Consider the following 15,223-nt stretch of genomic DNA (forward strand, 5'->3'; position numbering starts at 1 on the left):
AGCACCCTGTGAACGAAGATGCCGCCCGAGCCAGGGCAAATCAAGAATGCGCCCGAACCGCTGCGCAGCCGCGATCCGTCGCATCGCAACGGTGGGACGCCATCGATGTCGCGCGTGGTCTCGCGATCGCAGCCATGATCGTCTATCACTTCAGCTGGGACCTGAGCTTCCTGAAGCTGATCGAGACGAACATTCTCCAGGTTCCCGCATGGCGCTGGTTCGCGCGGGGCATTGCGGGGTCATTCCTGTTTCTGGCCGGAATCGGCCTTGCTCTCGCACATGCGCAGGGTTTTCGACGAATTGCCTTTCTGAAGCGCCTCATGAAGGTGGGAGGGGCTGCTCTTGCGGTGACGCTCGTCACGTTCTTCGCTTTTCCCGACAGCTACATCTTCTTCGGCATTCTCCATTGCATCGCGGTATCGAGTGTGCTGGCGCTGCCTTTCCTGCGAACTCCTCCGGCACTGACTTTGGTCGTCGCGATAGTCTTCTTGAGCGGTCCTGCGCTCTTCACGAGCCCTGCCCTCGATTCACCCGCTCTCGACTGGCTCGGCCTCGGCGCGACGGATCCGAGGACGAACGATTACGTGCCGCTGTTCCCGTGGTTCGGGATGGTTCTGTTTGGGATCGTCGCCGGCAAGGCCCTTCTGCTCCGCACCGGCACCATGCGCTTGGCGCGCTGGCAGGCACGGGACGTTCTGTCACGCACTCTGGTCTGGGCCGGGCGAAAGAGCCTGCCGATCTACCTCGTCCATCAACTCGTGCTGCTCGGGCTTCTCTTTGGAGTGCTACAGATCACCGGCCCCAACCTCAAAGCCGAGGCCCAGCCCTTTATGAATGAATGCGTGTCGACCTGCCTGATGAACGCGCAACCAGCGACCTGCAACGCCGTATGCTCCTGCACGGTCGACACGCTGCGCCAAAGCGATCTGTGGCAGAAGGTGCTTCGCGGGGAGACAACGGCAGAGGACCAGACGCAGATTTCGCGAACCGCGCAGCAATGTCTGCGTCGGGCACCCTCATAAGGCTCCTTTGCCGCGCAGATCATAGACAGCACAACTCGCAAATACTTTTGATTGAATAAATCTAACAAGATCAATCAAGTGTTGTGACTATACAGCCCTCTTACTGAACCTTTATTTATTTGCATTTTCCCAAAGGGAAGATTGCATTAAATCAAAGCAAAAATTATATCGTAACGTAACAATACAAAGTAGCTTGCCCATAGTGACTCAACGTAAGTCGCTTTAGGGGCACAATATGACTACTTTTATAGAGGCGAACATCGCTCGCCAGGTTGCGGACCTGTGCAAGTGGATCAGCGAAGGCAGCATCACCCACATCGACATGAATATGTCGCTCACCCGCGACTTGAGCTTCGATTCCATGAAGCTCATGCAGTTCTTCGCCGGAATCGAAGATCTTTATGCCGGCATTGCTCTTGAGGATTGGTTTATCGCGCACAGCTCCTGCGGGCGCGATACGGTCGGCAGCGTAGTGCGCTTTGTTGCCGATGCGCTGCCTCGCGCGGCGGCGGAGTAAGCCTCATGGCCATGCGCAGCGCAACCGCCCTCCCCACCTTCGTCAATCTTGCCTCTGCGGCTCCCAAGCAGATCTACGACCAGGAAACGCTTTGGGATGGAATTTTCGATCAATGGTACGCGGAGCTTCCCAATGCCCGCGATCTCGGCAGCGTCACCCGCGTGAACCGTCGCCACCTGGCCTGGAATCCCGCAACGGATATCGGCCCCGAGACGCGCGGCATCGGCGACCGCATGAAGGCTTATGTGGAGATCGTCGACGAAGTCGCCGGAGAGGCATTCGAGGATCTTCTACGCCCCATGGATCGCGCCGATGTCGGCAGCATCGTGATGGCAAGCAGCACCGGCTATTATGGCCCCACACCGGACTATTTCCTCGCCAAGCGTTTCGGGCTCAAGCCCAATATCCGCCGCACGCATATCGGCCACATGGGCTGCTTTGCGGCCTTCAACGTCATCAAGACGGCGATGGATTCTGTCGTTGCGCGCCCGGACGAATACACGATCGGGCTCTGCGCCGAATTCAGCAGCCTGCATTTCCGCCCGGAAGCCACCCGCGAACAGGCCATCGTCCACAATCTCTTCGGCGATGCTGTCGGCGCCTTCACCATGGCGATGCGCGAGCCGGGACATGGGCCGCAGATCCTGGCGACGCACACGCTGCAATCCTTCGAGACGTCCGACATGATGACGCTCTCCGTCATGGATGACGGCGTGCGCATGACGCTGTCGCCTTACGTGCCCTTCGTAATTGCAAGCCTCATCGAGCAGTTCATTGCGGACCTCTGCGCATCGGCAGAAGTCGATCCTGCGCAGATCAAGCACTGGGCGATCCACCCCGGCGGCCCGAAGATCGTCGATCTCGTTGCGCAGAAGATGAACATCACCGAGCGCCAGCTTGAATCGACGTGGCACATTCTGAGCGAGTACGGCAATTGCGCGTCTGCGACCGTGCTGCTCGTTCTTGAGCATCTGGTGAGGAACGATCAGCCGAAGCCCGGCGAGATCGGCGTCATGCTGGCCTTCGGCCCCGGCCTGACCCTCGAAGGCGCCCTCCTGCGGTTCTAACGGTTCGGAGGAAATCTCTCATGTACAAGGTCCACACCTTCCCGCTCGGGCAGGCGCAGCACGCCTTCGACCTTTCGAACAAGGCGTGCCTGCCTTTGCCTCAAGGCATCGGAACCATTCCGGAGGTTTTGAAGTACCGCGCTGCGATTGCTCCCGATCAAACGGCCTTCTACGTCATCGGAGCGCAGAACACGGTCACGGAGATTTCGAACGATGCACTCCTGCAGGAGGCAACGCTCCTTGCGCATCGCCTCGCGGCGCATGGGGTGACGGCTGGCGACATCGTGCTTCTCGCCTTCGAGACCTCACCTTGTCTTGTCACGGCCTTCTTCGCCTGTCAGCTCGGCGGTTTCCTGCCCTGCATCGTCGAGGCCCCGAGCCTCGGCGTCCATGGCGCGAGCTGGGCGGAGCGCCTTGCGGTGCGCGCGAAATATGCCGGAGCACGCCTGATCCTGGCTCCCCAGGATTGCTGCGATTTGCTCAAAGAGACGGGATGCGACGCCATCACCATCGAAGGGCTGCCGACGCCTCAGGAGGCCCGCTTTCCCGCACCAACCGCAGACACGCCCGTCTTCCTGCAGTTTACCTCCGGCACTACGTCTCAGCCCAAGGCTCTTCTGATCGATAACAGAACGCTCTTAAGCAACGTGCGCGGCCTCGCGCTGGCGGCGGACTGGTCGCATCGGGACACGGTCGTGAGCTGGCTGCCGCTCTATCACGACATGGGCCTCGTTGCGCTCACCATGTGCGGCTTCGTGACCGGCATGTCAGTCGTGCTGATGCCCTCCAATATGTTCACGATGAACCCAGCCCGCTGGCTGTGGGCCATTCACAGCTTCAGGGGCACGGTCACCTCCGCACCGAACTTCGCCTACCAGTTTGTGGCAACCCATGCCCCAGAGCACCGCACGCGCGGTCTCGACCTCTCGTCCCTGCGCTGTGCCTTCAACGCGGCGGAGTTCATCCAGAAAAAGACCGTCGAACATTTCTTCGACCGCTTTGCTTCGCATGGATTGAAACGGGAGGCTCTATTCGCGGCCTATGGCCTGGCGGAGTGCACCGTCGCGGTGTCCTTCTCGCGCCCATCGGAATCCGTTCGGTTCCAGACGATCTCGCGGCGGCAATTCATGACGCAAGGAGTAGCCACTCCCATCGAGGCCACCTCGTCCGATGCCTGGCCGATCGCCTGCGTGGGGCCGGTGCTCAAGGAACACGAGGTCATGATCGTCGACAACGACGGCGCTCCCCTGCCCGACCGCAGGCAAGGACAGATTTACCTCCGCGGCCCCAGCGTCGTGCATGGCTATTACAAGGAAGCCACGCCGAGCAACATTCGTAACGGATGGCTGGTGACAGGCGATCTCGGCTATCTCGACAACGGCGATCTCTACATAACCGGCCGCATCAAGGATCTAATCATCCGCGCCGGCGCCAATATCTCGCCTTATGAGATCGAGCAGATCGCGGGCGAAATCGAGGGCGTACGTTCGGGAGCTGTGGGCGCCATCGGCGTCACCGATCCTATGAAGGGCACGGAAAACCTCGTGGTGTTCTTCGAGACCACGCAGAAAGCATCGGACACGGTCGAGGCAATGCGCCAAGCCATCCGCGACCGCCTGAGCCAGAAGCTTAGCATCGCGGTCGACCATGTGCTCGACGTGCCGCCGCATACCTTGCAAAAGACCACCAGCGGCAAGCTGCAGCGGGTGAAGCTCGTGCAACTGGCCCAGGCAAAGCTCTCAACGGCTGTGAACTGAGCAATACAAAGCATAAAAGTCGCTGGAGAAATCCGGCGGCTTTCGCGTTAAGCTCCGGACATCGACACAATCTTTTTCCGAGAGGTGCTGTCTTGCTGTCGGGCTACATGACCGATCTTCCTCTGGTCGCGATCCTTCGCGGATTGCGGCCCGAGGCCGCCGAAGCCGTTGGCTTTGCCCTGGTCGAGGCAGGCTTTCGCATCATCGAGGTTCCTCTGAACTCGCCGGAACCGTTCCGCAGCATCGAGACCTTGGCCAGGACCATGCCTGGAGACGTTCTCATCGGCGCGGGCACCGTGCTTGATGTCGAGCAGGTCGACGGCGTCAAGGATGTCGGCGGCAAGCTCATCGTCATGCCCCATGGGGATACAGATGTGATCCGCCGCGCCAAGGAGAACCGCATGCTCTGCACGCCGGGCGTGGCGACGCCGACTGAGGCTTTCGCGGCGCTCAAAGCAGGCGCGGACGCGATCAAGATCTTCCCGGCAGAGAGCATTCCTCCGCATGTGGTGAAAGCGTGGCGGGCCGTCCTGCCTAAGGACACCATCGTCTTGCCCGTCGGCGGCATCAAGCCCGACAATATGAAGCCCTATGTTGATGCGGGGGCCAACGGCTTCGGCCTCGGCTCAGCTCTTTTTACTCCCGCCATGTCTGTTGAGGAGGTCGGAAGCAACGCTCGCGCCTTCGCAAGCGCGTGGAAGGCTCTTCGGTCAAGCTGAGACTCCTTAAGCGTTTGCAGGAACCGCTCCGCGTGACGGGCGTTCTCACGGCAAAGGCGCGAAATTGAGGAGTTTTTGGATATGAAGAAACTTGCTTTCGTCCTGGCCGCTTCGGTCTTAAGCACGGCGGCTTTTGCTCAGGACACCACGACCACGATCAAGAAGGAGGAAGGCCTTCTCGGCAGCAAGACGACCATCGAACAGAAGCGCGAGCCGAGCACCACATCCTCCACGACTGTCACGACCGGCTCGTCGGCTCTCGGTTGCTCTACCGAGACAAAGCAGAAGACCGACGAATTCGGCGATACCACCACAAAGAAGACGACCGAGTGCTGATCCCTCACCGGCCTCAGCGAAAAGCCCGGCTCAAGCCGGGCTTTTTCATTTCCGGCGTCAGCGCCGCTTGCCGCCCCGCCCTCCACGGAAGAACGGGACCGTCATGAGCCGCCGTCCCGTCTCATCCACGATTTCGAGCTCGATATTTCCGGCGTCAGAGAGTTCTTCCCGCAATTCCTCGACGGTCGCGAGGGCTTCCGCCTTCGCCGCTTCGAGATCGGGGAGCTCGACGCCTTCATCGTCCTCATCGACATCGTAACCGTCTCGGATATTGAAATAGAAGCGAGGCATGATTGAACGCTCGGCAAGAAGAGTTGGCGAGAAAACGCCTTTGAGTTCGTCAAGTTCACTGTAGCGGCGGCCATGTCCATTGGACATCCGAATTTCGGAAGATTGCCCAGTTATGCAGCATAACTTGCTGCAGTTGCTAGCACGGAGCCTTTTGTAAACCTCATGCGTTGATGGAGACGCCAAGGGTTCATGCGGATCAACCGCTATAGGACGCGTCATGGTTCATCGCCCTCTCGCCCTGCTGTCGATCCTTGGCAGCGCTCTCCTCGTCGGCCAATCCCCGGCATCGGCCCAGGCTTCCTGCGGCCCTCGCGAACAGCTCGTGAGGCTCCTTGCCGAACAATACAAGGAAGACCCCGTCGGCATCGGCCTCGCCCAGCCGGGTCAAGTTCTCGAGGTTTTCGCCTCGCAAGGCGGATCCTGGACCATGGTCATGACCATGCCGGACGGCAAAGCCTGCCTGATCGCAGCCGGCGACAACTGGGAAATGGTCACGAAGATCAAGGGTAACCCGATTTGAGCGGATTGCCATAGCTTCCCATCGCGTCTCGTGGCTAAAGCAAGGCAGCGCAAGGCTTTCTCCAGCCCCTATACCCCACCTCCGATACTCCCAAACCATCCAAGCTGAATATAAAATGGTCTTCCATGAACGCGTCTAAAGCATAGACAGGGTGACGGCAGACGATTTCTCGGCCTTTTCAAAATCCTATTCCATTTAATAGGGAAACTCCGCTACAGCTCACATTGGTCAAGGCGTGCATGGCAGGCATCAGAGCGGCAGATGGCATCAACAGACATCAAGAACAGAGTTCAGAGGTTCTATTTCAAAAAAGATAGACCGGTTCTTTTCGCGCCTCCCCTGCGCGCCATCAGAGATATCCTTCTCATCCAAGGGCGCTTACCCGGCCCCTCACAACGCCCCTCCGATTTCTCACATCACACGATCAATGCCGCATTGATCGTTCTTCCGCTTTTCATCCTCAGCCGCATCTTCATGTATGCCGTACTGGGCATCCAGGCGAACGATTTCAGCTCTCATTCTTTCATAACGAACCTCTGCCGCTGGGATTGTGTATGGTATCTGGGGATGACTGGCGGCGGTTATCAGGTGATGCCCAACGCTATCAATGGGCAAGCCAACTGGGCGTTCTTTCCTCTATACCCCCTCATCGCTGGGATAATAAGATCCGCTTTTTCCTTGTCCGCACTCACCGCATTGACGGTCGCGTCCAACGCTGCAGCGCTGGCGACTGGTTTTGTTGCCGCCAAAATCCTGCGCAACAGAGATGCGCTCATCGCCTTCTGCGTACTTCTTTATTTTGGGCCGCTCTCTTTTTACTTCGCGACAGGATATACGGAATCCTTGTTCGTGCTCCTCACCCTGGCGTGCTTTCATGTCCTTTCAAAGCGCCGGTATGTTGCCGTTGGCCTACTGGCCGCTTTGCTCTCCGCAACGCGCGCGGTTGGGGTAATGATGACTGTCGCGATTTTGATTGCGGCACTTCAGGATCACCTGAAGGAAGGGCGCTCCATTCAGTCGTTCCCACGTGCAGTTCTGCAGAACCCTCAGATCTTTTTCGCCCTCGCGACAGCTCCTCTCGGACTCTTTGTCTATATGGGCTATCTTTACCTCCATCTCGGAGATGCCTTGGCGTTCTCTCACGTGCAATGGGCTTGGTTTCGCCAACCCGGCTTCCCTTTAAAAATTTTGCTTGAGGCGCTCAGCACAGGAGATTTGGGACTTTTTCTCAGAGATGGCGCGTTCTCCGCCCGTTGGAGCGCTTTGTGGGCAACGCTTGCTCTCATCCTGACAGGGTATCTTGTAATACTGCGCCGTTTCCCAGAGGCGGTATTTTCATTTCTTGCTATTATCATACCGCTTTCCACTCATATCATGTCGATGCCTCGGTATGCGATCGGCCTCGCACCATTGCTCATCATAGCAAGCCAACTCATAGCCTCGCACAAGCTTTCGATGAGAATTTCTTTGCCAGCTCTCATTCTCTCTAACATACCGCTTCTCGTGCTTTGGCAGTCCAAAGCCGTAGGACTGGCGTAAAAGAGATGGAAAACAAAACTCCACGCAGCATCAAAAGCGGCATCCTTCTCTACGCTATGGCGCTGGCATTCATCGCGTTTGAACTGTTTATCCTCGCCCTGACCCGTTACCCCCAGGTCAGCGAGGAATACAGGGCATATTACATCACGCATACTGCCCCCTGCCCTCCCTTGCGCAGAGGACGATCCTACAAGCTCGGAACGACGGTTTCATTGACTTCGGCTGCCGATCCCTCCGCTCGAAATTATCTCGCGTGCAATTGGTCGAAAGCGAATGAAGAGGGCACGTGGACCGAGAAGTCCTACAGCAAGATTTATATGAGCCTCAGGCCTCCGGAAGGAGATCTGATAATGAAACTCGGAATTCTCGGTTTCGCAGGAGAACGAAACAACCAAGAGATCGAAGTGTCCGTGAACGGCACGGTACTTACCACGTGGACACTCCCAACAAGACAATCAGGCGAAGCGGAACTCACCATTCCCCAGGCCGTCGCCAGTGATGGAAATCTACAGGTTCAGTTTCGAACTCTCCATCCATCCGTATTGGCCGGCAGCGGCCTTTCTGGATCGAGCAATCAGGTCGGGATGCTGGTGAAGTGGTTTCTCATTGATAAGGCCGCACGATAAGCGAGTGCATGAGACGCTGCCCTGGCCCTGTTGTGGACGAGCGGGAAGCCGCTCTCGCAATGATGCGCGGCCAACAGCGAGCGTGAAGCGAGGGTACGTCGCCAGAAAGACAGGCCATCAATGTGGGGAAGAAGGGAAGTGGCGCGCCCTAGGGGAATCGAACCCCTCTTTCCTGCGTGAAAGGCAGATGTCCTAACCGATAGACGAAGGGCGCGCTGACTTCGAGGCGTTGCCGTCGAAGTGGGCGGACGTATAGACGGGATCGCGGCACACCGCAAGCGTCAGATTTGAATTATTCAGGCTTTGCCGCATCTACGATGCGAAGCTCGGCTTTTTCCTGGCCGCCCCACCGGTCGATGGACAATGTTCCTGCCACATGGAGCGGATTTCCGATGGAATCGGACAAGGCATTTCCAAGCGGCTGACCCGCCGCGCGGAAGGCGATTCCCCCGATGAAACTGCCGTCGCCACCGCGAAGCTTCACGCGCATATGCCCGCCGCTGCCGACCTCCCGCGCCTCGATGACGCGATGCTGGGGAAACACGAAGACCGGCTCCGGCTGGCCTGAACCGAAGGGCCCTGCCCGCTCCAGCGCCGTTACGAGCCCCGGCTGTGCGCCTGCTGCCGTCAGCGTGGCATCGATGGCGAACTGATCGTTAAGGCGCATGGTATTCACCGGCTCGTTGAGCTTGCCGGTGACGAAGGAGAGGAAACGCTCAAGCTCCGTCGCCCTGATCGTTACGCCGGCCGCCATAGTATGGCCGCCGCCCTTGATGGCGATTCCCGCCTCCACAGCCGCGCGGACAGCCGCGCCGAGATCGACGCCGGGCACAGATCGTCCCGATCCGGTCGCGGTGCCGTCGGGATTGAGGGTGAACGCAAAGGCCGGACGGCGGAACCGCTCTTTCGTGCGCGCGGAAATAAGCCCCACGACACCGGGATGCCACTCGGCCGATGCGGTGACAAGCACAGGCTGCTCAGGCTCCTTCTCAAGAGCCAGCATCGCCTGCGCCTCGGCCTCCTGAACGGCAACCACCTCGATGGCCTGACGCTCCCGGTTCAGCCGGTCGAGTTCGGCTGCGATCTGGCCGGCATGAACAGGATCTTCCGTCAGCAGAAGCCGGGAGCCTAATGCCGCATCGCCGATCCGCCCGCCCGCATTGATGCGAGGCCCAACGAGATAGCCGAGATGCCAGGCCTCGGGAGCGCCCGCCAGACCCGCCGTGTCGAGAAGCGTCGCCAAGCCCACGCGACGGCGGCTCTTCATGATGGCAAGGCCCTGGCGCACGAAGGCACGGTTGAGGCCGATCAGCGGCACCACGTCAGCCACGGTAGCCAGCGCCACGAGATCGAGGCTGGCCATCAGGTCCGGCTCGGGGCGCCCTTGGAAGAAACCGCGCGTCCTCAAGGTGCGGTTGAGGGCGACGAGGGTGAGAAACACCACGCCCGCGGCGCAGAGATGCCCGAGACCGGAAAGATCGTCCTGCCGGTTCGGGTTCACGATGGCCAGCGCCTCGGGCAATTGCTCAGGGGCCTGATGGTGGTCGAGAACGACCGGGTCCAGGCCCAGACGCTTCGCTTCGGCCAGCGGCTCGATGCTCGCCGTGCCGCAATCGACCGTCACCAGAAGATCGGCTCCCTGCTCTTTCAGAGCGCGGATGGCATCTACGTTCGGGCCATAGCCTTCAGTGATCCGGTCCGGAATATGGATGGCATAGGTAACGCCGCAGGCGCGCAGGTATTCGGCGAGCAGCGCCGCGCTGCAGGCGCCGTCCACGTCGTAATCGCCGAAGATTGCCACCTTCTCGGAGCGCACTACCGAATCCGCGATCCGGTTGGCGGCGGCTTCCATGTCAGTGAGCCCATGCGGGTCGGGCATCAGATCCCGCAGGCGCGGGTTGAGAAATCCCTCCGTCTCGTGAATGCCGACCCCGCGCCCGGCGAGCACACGGGCCAGGATGTCCGGCACCCCATGGGTCTGGGCGATGGCGAGCGCAATGGCGCTCTGGGCGGCGCTACAGCGCTCGACCCAGAGACGGCCCAGGGCGGACTGCGTCACGCCCAGGAAAGGCTTCGGCAGAGAGATGGGAGATGATTCGGTCACGGAAGCAGTATTAACCGCGAAATGTGGTCAAAACACCTGGCAGTTAAAACACTTGGCGGTATTGGATGAAGCCGCTGCGGGAGGCCACCTTGTCGTAGAGCGCCTGGGCGTCCGTATTGGTCTCGTGCGTCAGCCAATACACGCGGGCGGCACCATCGGCCTTGGCCCGCTCGTAAACCGCCTCGATCAACGCTCGCCCAACACCGCGCCCCCGCGCCTCCTCCGCCGTGAACAGATCCTGGAGGTAGCAGTAATCGGCCGTCGTCCAGGTGGAGCGGTGATAGAGATAATGCACGATGCCGACGATCTTGCCGTCGAGAAGGGCGACGAGGCCGTGCATGGGTTCAGCGGGATCGTTGAGGCGCTGCCATGTGGCCTCTGTCACCTCCGCAGGGAGAGACGACTTGTAGAAAGTCAGGTAGCCCTGCCAGAGCGGCTCCCAAGCCTCGCGGTCATCAGGGGTAAAGGCGCGGATTTGAAGCATGCTGAGGCCCTCAAACGTGGATGGCCGGGACGAGCCCGGCCATGACGAGAAGTAATCTTTGCGCAGCCGCTTAGTCGAGGTGGAATTTCGACAGCTCACGGTGCTCGCCATAGATGCGGCGTACGGTGCCGGTGGCGGAGCGATACACGACCGTCTCGGTGGTGATCACCTCCTTGCCGAAGTGAACGCCCTTGAGGAGCCCGCCGTCGGTCACGCCGGTGGCGGCCACGATCACGTCGCCGCGGGCGAGATCCGTCATGTCGTATTTCTTGTTGGGATCAGTCACGCCCATCTGGAGAGCGCGGGAGCGCTTCTCTTCCGAGTCGAGAATGAGACGACCCTGCATCTGGCCGCCGATGCAGCGCAATGCGCCGGCTGCGAGCACGCCCTCGGGCGCTGCGCCGATGCCGAGATACATGTCGATGCCCGTGTCGGCAGGCTTCGTCGTGAAGATCACACCAGCCACGTCGCCATCAGAGATCAGGCGAACGCCGGCACCCGTCTTGCGGATCGCGGCGATGAGCTCGGCGTGGCGCGGACGGTCGAGCACGAGGCAGTTGATCTCGTTCGGCTTCACGCCCTTTGCCTTGGCAAGCGCGTGAATGTTGTCCTCGGGCGAAGCATCGAGATCGACGACACCTTTCGGATAGCCCGGGCCGATGGCGATCTTGTGCATGTAGACGTCAGGAGCGGCCAGCAGCGTTCCGGACTCGGCCATGGCCATCACGGCGATGGAGCCCGGCATGTCCTTGGCGCAGAGCGTGGTGCCCTCCAGCGGATCGACGGCGATGTCGACCTTCGGGCCGTTCTTGTTGCCGACCTTCTCGCCGATGAAGAGCATGGGCGCCTCATCGCGCTCGCCCTCGCCGATCACCACGGTGCCGTCGATGGGGAGCTTGTTGAGTTCGCGGCGCATGGCATCCACGGCAGCCTGGTCGGCCGCCTTCTCGTTGCCGCGCCCGCGCAGTCTGGCGGAGGCCACGGCCGCACGTTCAGTGACGCGGACGAGCTCCAGAGTCAGGATGCGCTCGATGAGTTGCCCCGGTTGGACGGTAATGCCTTGCGACATGGACGTGTCGTCTCCCTTTTGAAGGTACTCGACGGGCGTTTCTCGCCCGCCTGATGATTAATCGCGTTCGATGCGAATGACTTGGGGCGGTTCGGCGATAAGACCATCCCTCGAGATCTTCTCCACTGCGGAACGGATGGAAGCTTCCGTCGCCGCATAGGTGATGAGAACGAGGGAGACCGGCGCGCCCGAGCGGCCGTGCGGGTCCTGCGTCGCTGCGATCTCCGAGCGCTTCTGCAGGATGCTTTCCAGCGAGATGTCCTCTTCCGCCATGCGGGTCGCGACCCCTGCCGCGACACCCGGACGGTCATGAACCGTCAGGCGGATGTAATAACCGCCCTCGTGGCGCTGCATGGGCGCGCGGGGCGCCTTGTCGAGCTGAGCGACAGGCTTGCCGAAGAGCGGCTGCGCAGCGCCCACGGCCACATCGGCGATGTCCGCTACGACGGCGGATGCGGTGGCATCGCCGCCAGCTCCGGGGCCGATCAGCGTCAGCTCGCGCACGGCATCAGCGTCGATGGTCACGGCGTTCGTCACGCCCATGACCTGCGCGATGGACGAGGTGCGCGGCACCATGGTCGGGTGAACGCGCTGCTCGATGCCGGTTTCCGTGCGCTCGGCGACGCCGAGCAGCTTGATGCGGAAACCAAGCTCCTTCGCCATGGCGAGATCGAGCGGCGTAATGGAGGAGATGCCCTCCACATAGATCGCCTCGGCGTCGATCTCGGTGCCGAAGGCAAGGCTCGTGAGGATCGCGAGCTTATGGGCCGTGTCGAAGCCTTCCACGTCGAAGGTCGGATCGGCCTCCGCATAGCCGAGGCGCTGGGCATCCTTCAGGCACTCCCGGAAGGTCAGCCCCTCAAGTTCCATGCGGGAGAGAATGTAATTGCAGGTGCCGTTGAGAATGCCGTAGAGGCGCGACACCTGGTTGCCGGGAAGCGCTTCCCGCAGGGTCTTGATGATCGGAATGCCGCCGGCGACCGATGCTTCGAAGGCGATCGAGACGCCGTTGCTCTCGGCGAGCTTCGCCAGCGCCAGACCGTGCTTGGCGAGCAGCGCCTTGTTGGCGGTCACCACATGCTTGCCCTGGGACAGGGCTGTCTGCACCACCTCGAGGGCCGCCCCTTCGGCACCGCCGACCAGCTCGACGACACATTCCACATCCGCTGAGCGGGCAAGGTCCACGGGATTGTCGAACCAGGTAAAGCGGGAGAGATCGACGCCCCGGTCCTTGGTCTTGTCGCGGGCAGAGACGGCCACGACCTCGACAGGCCGCCCACCCCTCTGGGCCACAGTCACGTTCCGGCGTTCGAGAATTCGAATAACCGAAGCGCCAACGGTACCGAGGCCGGCGATGCCCACCTTGAGAGGACGTGTCACGGACAAAAGCTCCCTGTAAAACCGGGTTGCTCTTTACGACTGCCAAGCTCCCATGTCCATGCGGAGACGGAAACTTGGACTGATATACAGGTTCGGCTGCCCTTTGGGGGCTCAGCCCCTGCGCGCCAGCGGCACCACGTTGTGGAGGGTCTGGTCGGCGGTATCGAAGAACTTGCGGATATTGCGGGCTGCCTGACGGATGCGCTGCTCATTTTCCACAAGGGCGATGCGGACATAATCGTCGCCGTGCTCGCCGAAGCCGATGCCGGGAGCCACCGCAACGTCAGCCTTCTCCACCAGAAGCTTGGAGAATTCCAGACTGCCCATGCTCCGGAACTTCTCTGGAATCTGGACCCAGGCGAACATGGAGGCGCTCGGTGCCGGAATGGACCAGCCAGCCTTCTCGAAGGACTCGATCATCACGTCACGGCGCTTCTTGTAGGTCGCGCGCATCTCGCGAATGCAGTCGTCGGGGCCATTGAGGGCCGCGGTCGCAGCCACCTGAACCGGGGTGAAGGCACCGTAATCGAGATAGGATTTCACGCGGGCGAGCGCCGCGAGCAGACGCTCGTTGCCGACCGCGAAGCCGATGCGCCAGCCCGCCATGGAGAAGGTCTTCGACATGGAGGTGAACTCCACCGCCACGTCGATGGCGCCCGGAACCTGGAGGATCGAGGGCGGCGGGTTCTTCTCGTCGAAATAGACTTCCGAATAGGCGAGGTCTGACAGCAGGATCAGCTCGTGCTTCTTCGCGAAGGCCACGAGATCCCGGTAGAAGTCGAGGGAAGCCACATAGGCCGTGGGGTTCGACGGATAGCAGACCACCATCGCCACGGGCTTCGGGATCGAGTGCATCATCGCCTTCTCGGCGGCCACGAAGAACTCGGGGGTCGGCTCAGCGGGGACCGAGCGGATCACGCCGCCCGCCATGAGGAAGCCGAAGGCGTGGATCGGGTAGCTGGGATTGGGCACCAGGATCACGTCGCCCGGCTCGGTGATGGCCTGCGCCATGTTGGCGAAGCCTTCCTTGGAGCCCAGGGTCGCGACCACCTGCGTGTCGGGGTTGAGCTTCACGCCGAAGCGGCGCTCGTAATAACCGGCTTGGGCGCGGCGCAGGCCACCGATGCCCTTGGAGGCCGAATAACGGTCCGTGCGCGGCTTGCCGACCGTCTCTACCAGCTTGTCGATCACGTGCTGCGGAGCCTGGAGGTCAGGGTTGCCCATGCCGAGATCGATGATGTCCGCTCCATTGGCGCGGGCGGCGGCTTTAATACGGTTGACCTGCTCGAAGACATAAGGCGGAAGGCGCTTGATGCGGTAGAAATTAGACATTGTGCTGTCCTCGAGCGGAATCGGATCAAACCGGTATAGAGTCTAGCGTTTGGGTTTGGAATTCGTCTTCTTGCGGGGGTTCTGCGGCGTGTTGACCGGCAGCGTGATCGGCTCCGGCGGCGGCGTACCGCCCAACTTGGCCGCAGCGGCGCCGGCAGCCTCGTTGCGGTTGCGAAGGGCGTCGAGCTCGGATTCCGCCGCCTTGATCTCGTCCGGGCTCCGCGCCGGGGTCGGACGGCCCTCTACCGGCGTGCCGATCGGCATGTAGTCCAGGTTCTGCGGACGGGAGCTGGCCACGAAATCCGGGGTCGCGGCAACCTGGGGGCCTGCCCCCACCGCGCCCGCAATATCGCGGACGGGATTGGAACCGCCTGCACAGGCCGTGACGTTAGCAGCAACCAGCACCGCCAGAAGAAGGGACGGAGTGCGGGAAGCCTTTGGAAACCGGATACGCATTGTC

16 protein-coding genes and 1 tRNA gene are annotated in these 15,223 nt (G+C 61.0%); 9 read left to right on the forward strand and 8 right to left on the reverse strand.

Annotated features, from left to right (window positions below):
• The first annotated feature begins 8 nt into the window (after nucleotides 1-8).
• From MHY87_RS14515 to MHY87_RS14540, 6 genes are all read left to right on the forward strand, one after another.
• The gene (locus MHY87_RS14515) at nucleotides 9-1,022 is read left to right on the forward strand and encodes a heparan-alpha-glucosaminide N-acetyltransferase (protein ID WP_239352841.1); all 1,014 of its coding nucleotides are present in this window, start codon (nucleotides 9-11) and stop codon (nucleotides 1,020-1,022) included.
• A gap of 235 nt (nucleotides 1,023-1,257) precedes the next feature.
• Nucleotides 1,258-1,539 carry a hypothetical protein gene (locus tag MHY87_RS14520; RefSeq protein WP_239352844.1) on the forward strand — a complete coding sequence of 94 codons (282 nt, stop codon included), beginning with the start codon at nucleotides 1,258-1,260 and terminating at the stop codon, nucleotides 1,537-1,539.
• A gap of 5 nt (nucleotides 1,540-1,544) precedes the next feature.
• Nucleotides 1,545-2,606, forward strand: a complete 1,062-nt coding sequence (locus MHY87_RS14525; protein WP_239352847.1) for a type III polyketide synthase — start codon at nucleotides 1,545-1,547, stop codon at nucleotides 2,604-2,606.
• Nucleotides 2,607-2,626: 20 nt separating this feature from the next.
• Nucleotides 2,627-4,363, forward strand: coding sequence for an AMP-binding protein (locus tag MHY87_RS14530; RefSeq protein WP_239352850.1), 1,737 nt, complete (start codon nucleotides 2,627-2,629; stop codon nucleotides 4,361-4,363).
• Nucleotides 4,364-4,470: 107 nt separating this feature from the next.
• A complete protein-coding gene (locus MHY87_RS14535; protein ID WP_239352852.1) occupies nucleotides 4,471-5,082 on the forward strand; it encodes a 2-dehydro-3-deoxy-6-phosphogalactonate aldolase in 612 nt (203 codons plus the stop codon).
• A gap of 81 nt (nucleotides 5,083-5,163) precedes the next feature.
• The gene (locus MHY87_RS14540) at nucleotides 5,164-5,418 is read left to right on the forward strand and encodes a hypothetical protein (protein ID WP_239352854.1); all 255 of its coding nucleotides are present in this window, start codon (nucleotides 5,164-5,166) and stop codon (nucleotides 5,416-5,418) included.
• Between the two features lie 57 nt (nucleotides 5,419-5,475).
• Here MHY87_RS14540 and MHY87_RS14545 read toward each other — a convergent pair whose 3' ends face one another.
• The gene (locus MHY87_RS14545) at nucleotides 5,476-5,796 is read right to left on the reverse strand and encodes a hypothetical protein (protein WP_239352857.1); all 321 of its coding nucleotides are present in this window, start codon (nucleotides 5,794-5,796) and stop codon (nucleotides 5,476-5,478) included.
• 130 nt (nucleotides 5,797-5,926) lie between these two features.
• Between MHY87_RS14545 and MHY87_RS14550 the strand changes: the two genes are divergently transcribed.
• The 3 genes from MHY87_RS14550 to MHY87_RS14560 all read left to right on the forward strand — a co-directional run bounded on the left by MHY87_RS14550 (nucleotide 5,927) and on the right by MHY87_RS14560 (nucleotide 8,394).
• A complete protein-coding gene (locus tag MHY87_RS14550; RefSeq protein WP_239352862.1) occupies nucleotides 5,927-6,229 on the forward strand; it encodes a hypothetical protein in 303 nt (100 codons plus the stop codon).
• A 261-nt stretch (nucleotides 6,230-6,490) separates the two neighbouring features.
• Nucleotides 6,491-7,768 carry a mannosyltransferase family protein gene (locus MHY87_RS14555; protein ID WP_239352864.1) on the forward strand — a complete coding sequence of 426 codons (1,278 nt, stop codon included), beginning with the start codon at nucleotides 6,491-6,493 and terminating at the stop codon, nucleotides 7,766-7,768.
• 5 nt (nucleotides 7,769-7,773) lie between these two features.
• Complete coding sequence (locus tag MHY87_RS14560) at nucleotides 7,774-8,394, forward strand: hypothetical protein (RefSeq protein ID WP_239352867.1); 621 nt, start codon at nucleotides 7,774-7,776, stop codon at nucleotides 8,392-8,394.
• A 139-nt stretch (nucleotides 8,395-8,533) separates the two neighbouring features.
• On the opposite strand, the gene MHY87_RS14565 is transcribed toward MHY87_RS14560, so the two are convergent.
• From MHY87_RS14565 to MHY87_RS14595, 7 genes are all read right to left on the reverse strand, one after another.
• Nucleotides 8,534-8,608, reverse strand: a tRNA-Glu gene (locus MHY87_RS14565).
• 78 nt (nucleotides 8,609-8,686) lie between these two features.
• Complete coding sequence (gene recJ / locus MHY87_RS14570) at nucleotides 8,687-10,498, reverse strand: single-stranded-DNA-specific exonuclease RecJ (protein WP_239352869.1); 1,812 nt, start codon at nucleotides 10,496-10,498, stop codon at nucleotides 8,687-8,689.
• Between the two features lie 43 nt (nucleotides 10,499-10,541).
• Complete coding sequence (locus tag MHY87_RS14575) at nucleotides 10,542-10,982, reverse strand: GNAT family N-acetyltransferase (protein WP_239352872.1); 441 nt, start codon at nucleotides 10,980-10,982, stop codon at nucleotides 10,542-10,544.
• Between the two features lie 70 nt (nucleotides 10,983-11,052).
• Nucleotides 11,053-12,051 (reverse strand): class II fructose-bisphosphatase, encoded by a 999-nt coding sequence (glpX, locus tag MHY87_RS14580; RefSeq protein ID WP_239352875.1) that lies wholly within the window; start codon nucleotides 12,049-12,051, stop codon nucleotides 11,053-11,055.
• A gap of 57 nt (nucleotides 12,052-12,108) precedes the next feature.
• Entirely contained in the window at nucleotides 12,109-13,431 is a 1,323-nt protein-coding gene (locus MHY87_RS14585; RefSeq protein ID WP_239352876.1) for a homoserine dehydrogenase, read from the reverse strand.
• Nucleotides 13,432-13,542: 111 nt separating this feature from the next.
• Nucleotides 13,543-14,763 (reverse strand): LL-diaminopimelate aminotransferase, encoded by a 1,221-nt coding sequence (locus MHY87_RS14590; RefSeq protein WP_239352879.1) that lies wholly within the window; start codon nucleotides 14,761-14,763, stop codon nucleotides 13,543-13,545.
• 42 nt (nucleotides 14,764-14,805) lie between these two features.
• The gene (locus MHY87_RS14595) at nucleotides 14,806-15,219 is read right to left on the reverse strand and encodes a hypothetical protein (protein WP_239352882.1); all 414 of its coding nucleotides are present in this window, start codon (nucleotides 15,217-15,219) and stop codon (nucleotides 14,806-14,808) included.
• Between the last annotated feature and the right edge of the window lie 4 nt (nucleotides 15,220-15,223).

The sequence above is a fragment of the Microvirga sp. ACRRW genome, from assembly GCF_022346925.1.
Lineage (GTDB): Bacteria > Pseudomonadota > Alphaproteobacteria > Rhizobiales > Beijerinckiaceae > Microvirga.

What these genes read in the sequence shown, in the direction of transcription:
- MHY87_RS14520 (WP_239352844.1), top strand. Translation starts at nt 1,258, where the DNA reads ATGACTACTTTTATAGAGGCGAACATCGCTCGCCAGGTTGCGGACCTG.
- MHY87_RS14525 (WP_239352847.1), top strand. Translation starts at nt 1,545, where the DNA reads ATGGCCATGCGCAGCGCAACCGCCCTCCCCACCTTCGTCAATCTTGCC.
- MHY87_RS14530 (WP_239352850.1), top strand. Translation starts at nt 2,627, where the DNA reads ATGTACAAGGTCCACACCTTCCCGCTCGGGCAGGCGCAGCACGCCTTC.
- MHY87_RS14535 (WP_239352852.1), top strand. Translation starts at nt 4,471, where the DNA reads ATGACCGATCTTCCTCTGGTCGCGATCCTTCGCGGATTGCGGCCCGAG.
- MHY87_RS14540 (WP_239352854.1), top strand. Translation starts at nt 5,164, where the DNA reads ATGAAGAAACTTGCTTTCGTCCTGGCCGCTTCGGTCTTAAGCACGGCG.
- MHY87_RS14545 (WP_239352857.1), bottom strand. Translation starts at nt 5,796, where the DNA reads ATGTCCAATGGACATGGCCGCCGCTACAGTGAACTTGACGAACTCAAA.
- MHY87_RS14550 (WP_239352862.1), top strand. Translation starts at nt 5,927, where the DNA reads ATGGTTCATCGCCCTCTCGCCCTGCTGTCGATCCTTGGCAGCGCTCTC.
- MHY87_RS14555 (WP_239352864.1), top strand. Translation starts at nt 6,491, where the DNA reads ATGGCATCAACAGACATCAAGAACAGAGTTCAGAGGTTCTATTTCAAA.
- MHY87_RS14560 (WP_239352867.1), top strand. Translation starts at nt 7,774, where the DNA reads ATGGAAAACAAAACTCCACGCAGCATCAAAAGCGGCATCCTTCTCTAC.
- MHY87_RS14575 (WP_239352872.1), bottom strand. Translation starts at nt 10,982, where the DNA reads ATGCTTCAAATCCGCGCCTTTACCCCTGATGACCGCGAGGCTTGGGAG.
- glpX (WP_239352875.1), bottom strand. Translation starts at nt 12,051, where the DNA reads ATGTCGCAAGGCATTACCGTCCAACCGGGGCAACTCATCGAGCGCATC.
- MHY87_RS14590 (WP_239352879.1), bottom strand. Translation starts at nt 14,763, where the DNA reads ATGTCTAATTTCTACCGCATCAAGCGCCTTCCGCCTTATGTCTTCGAG.
- MHY87_RS14595 (WP_239352882.1), bottom strand. Translation starts at nt 15,219, where the DNA reads ATGCGTATCCGGTTTCCAAAGGCTTCCCGCACTCCGTCCCTTCTTCTG.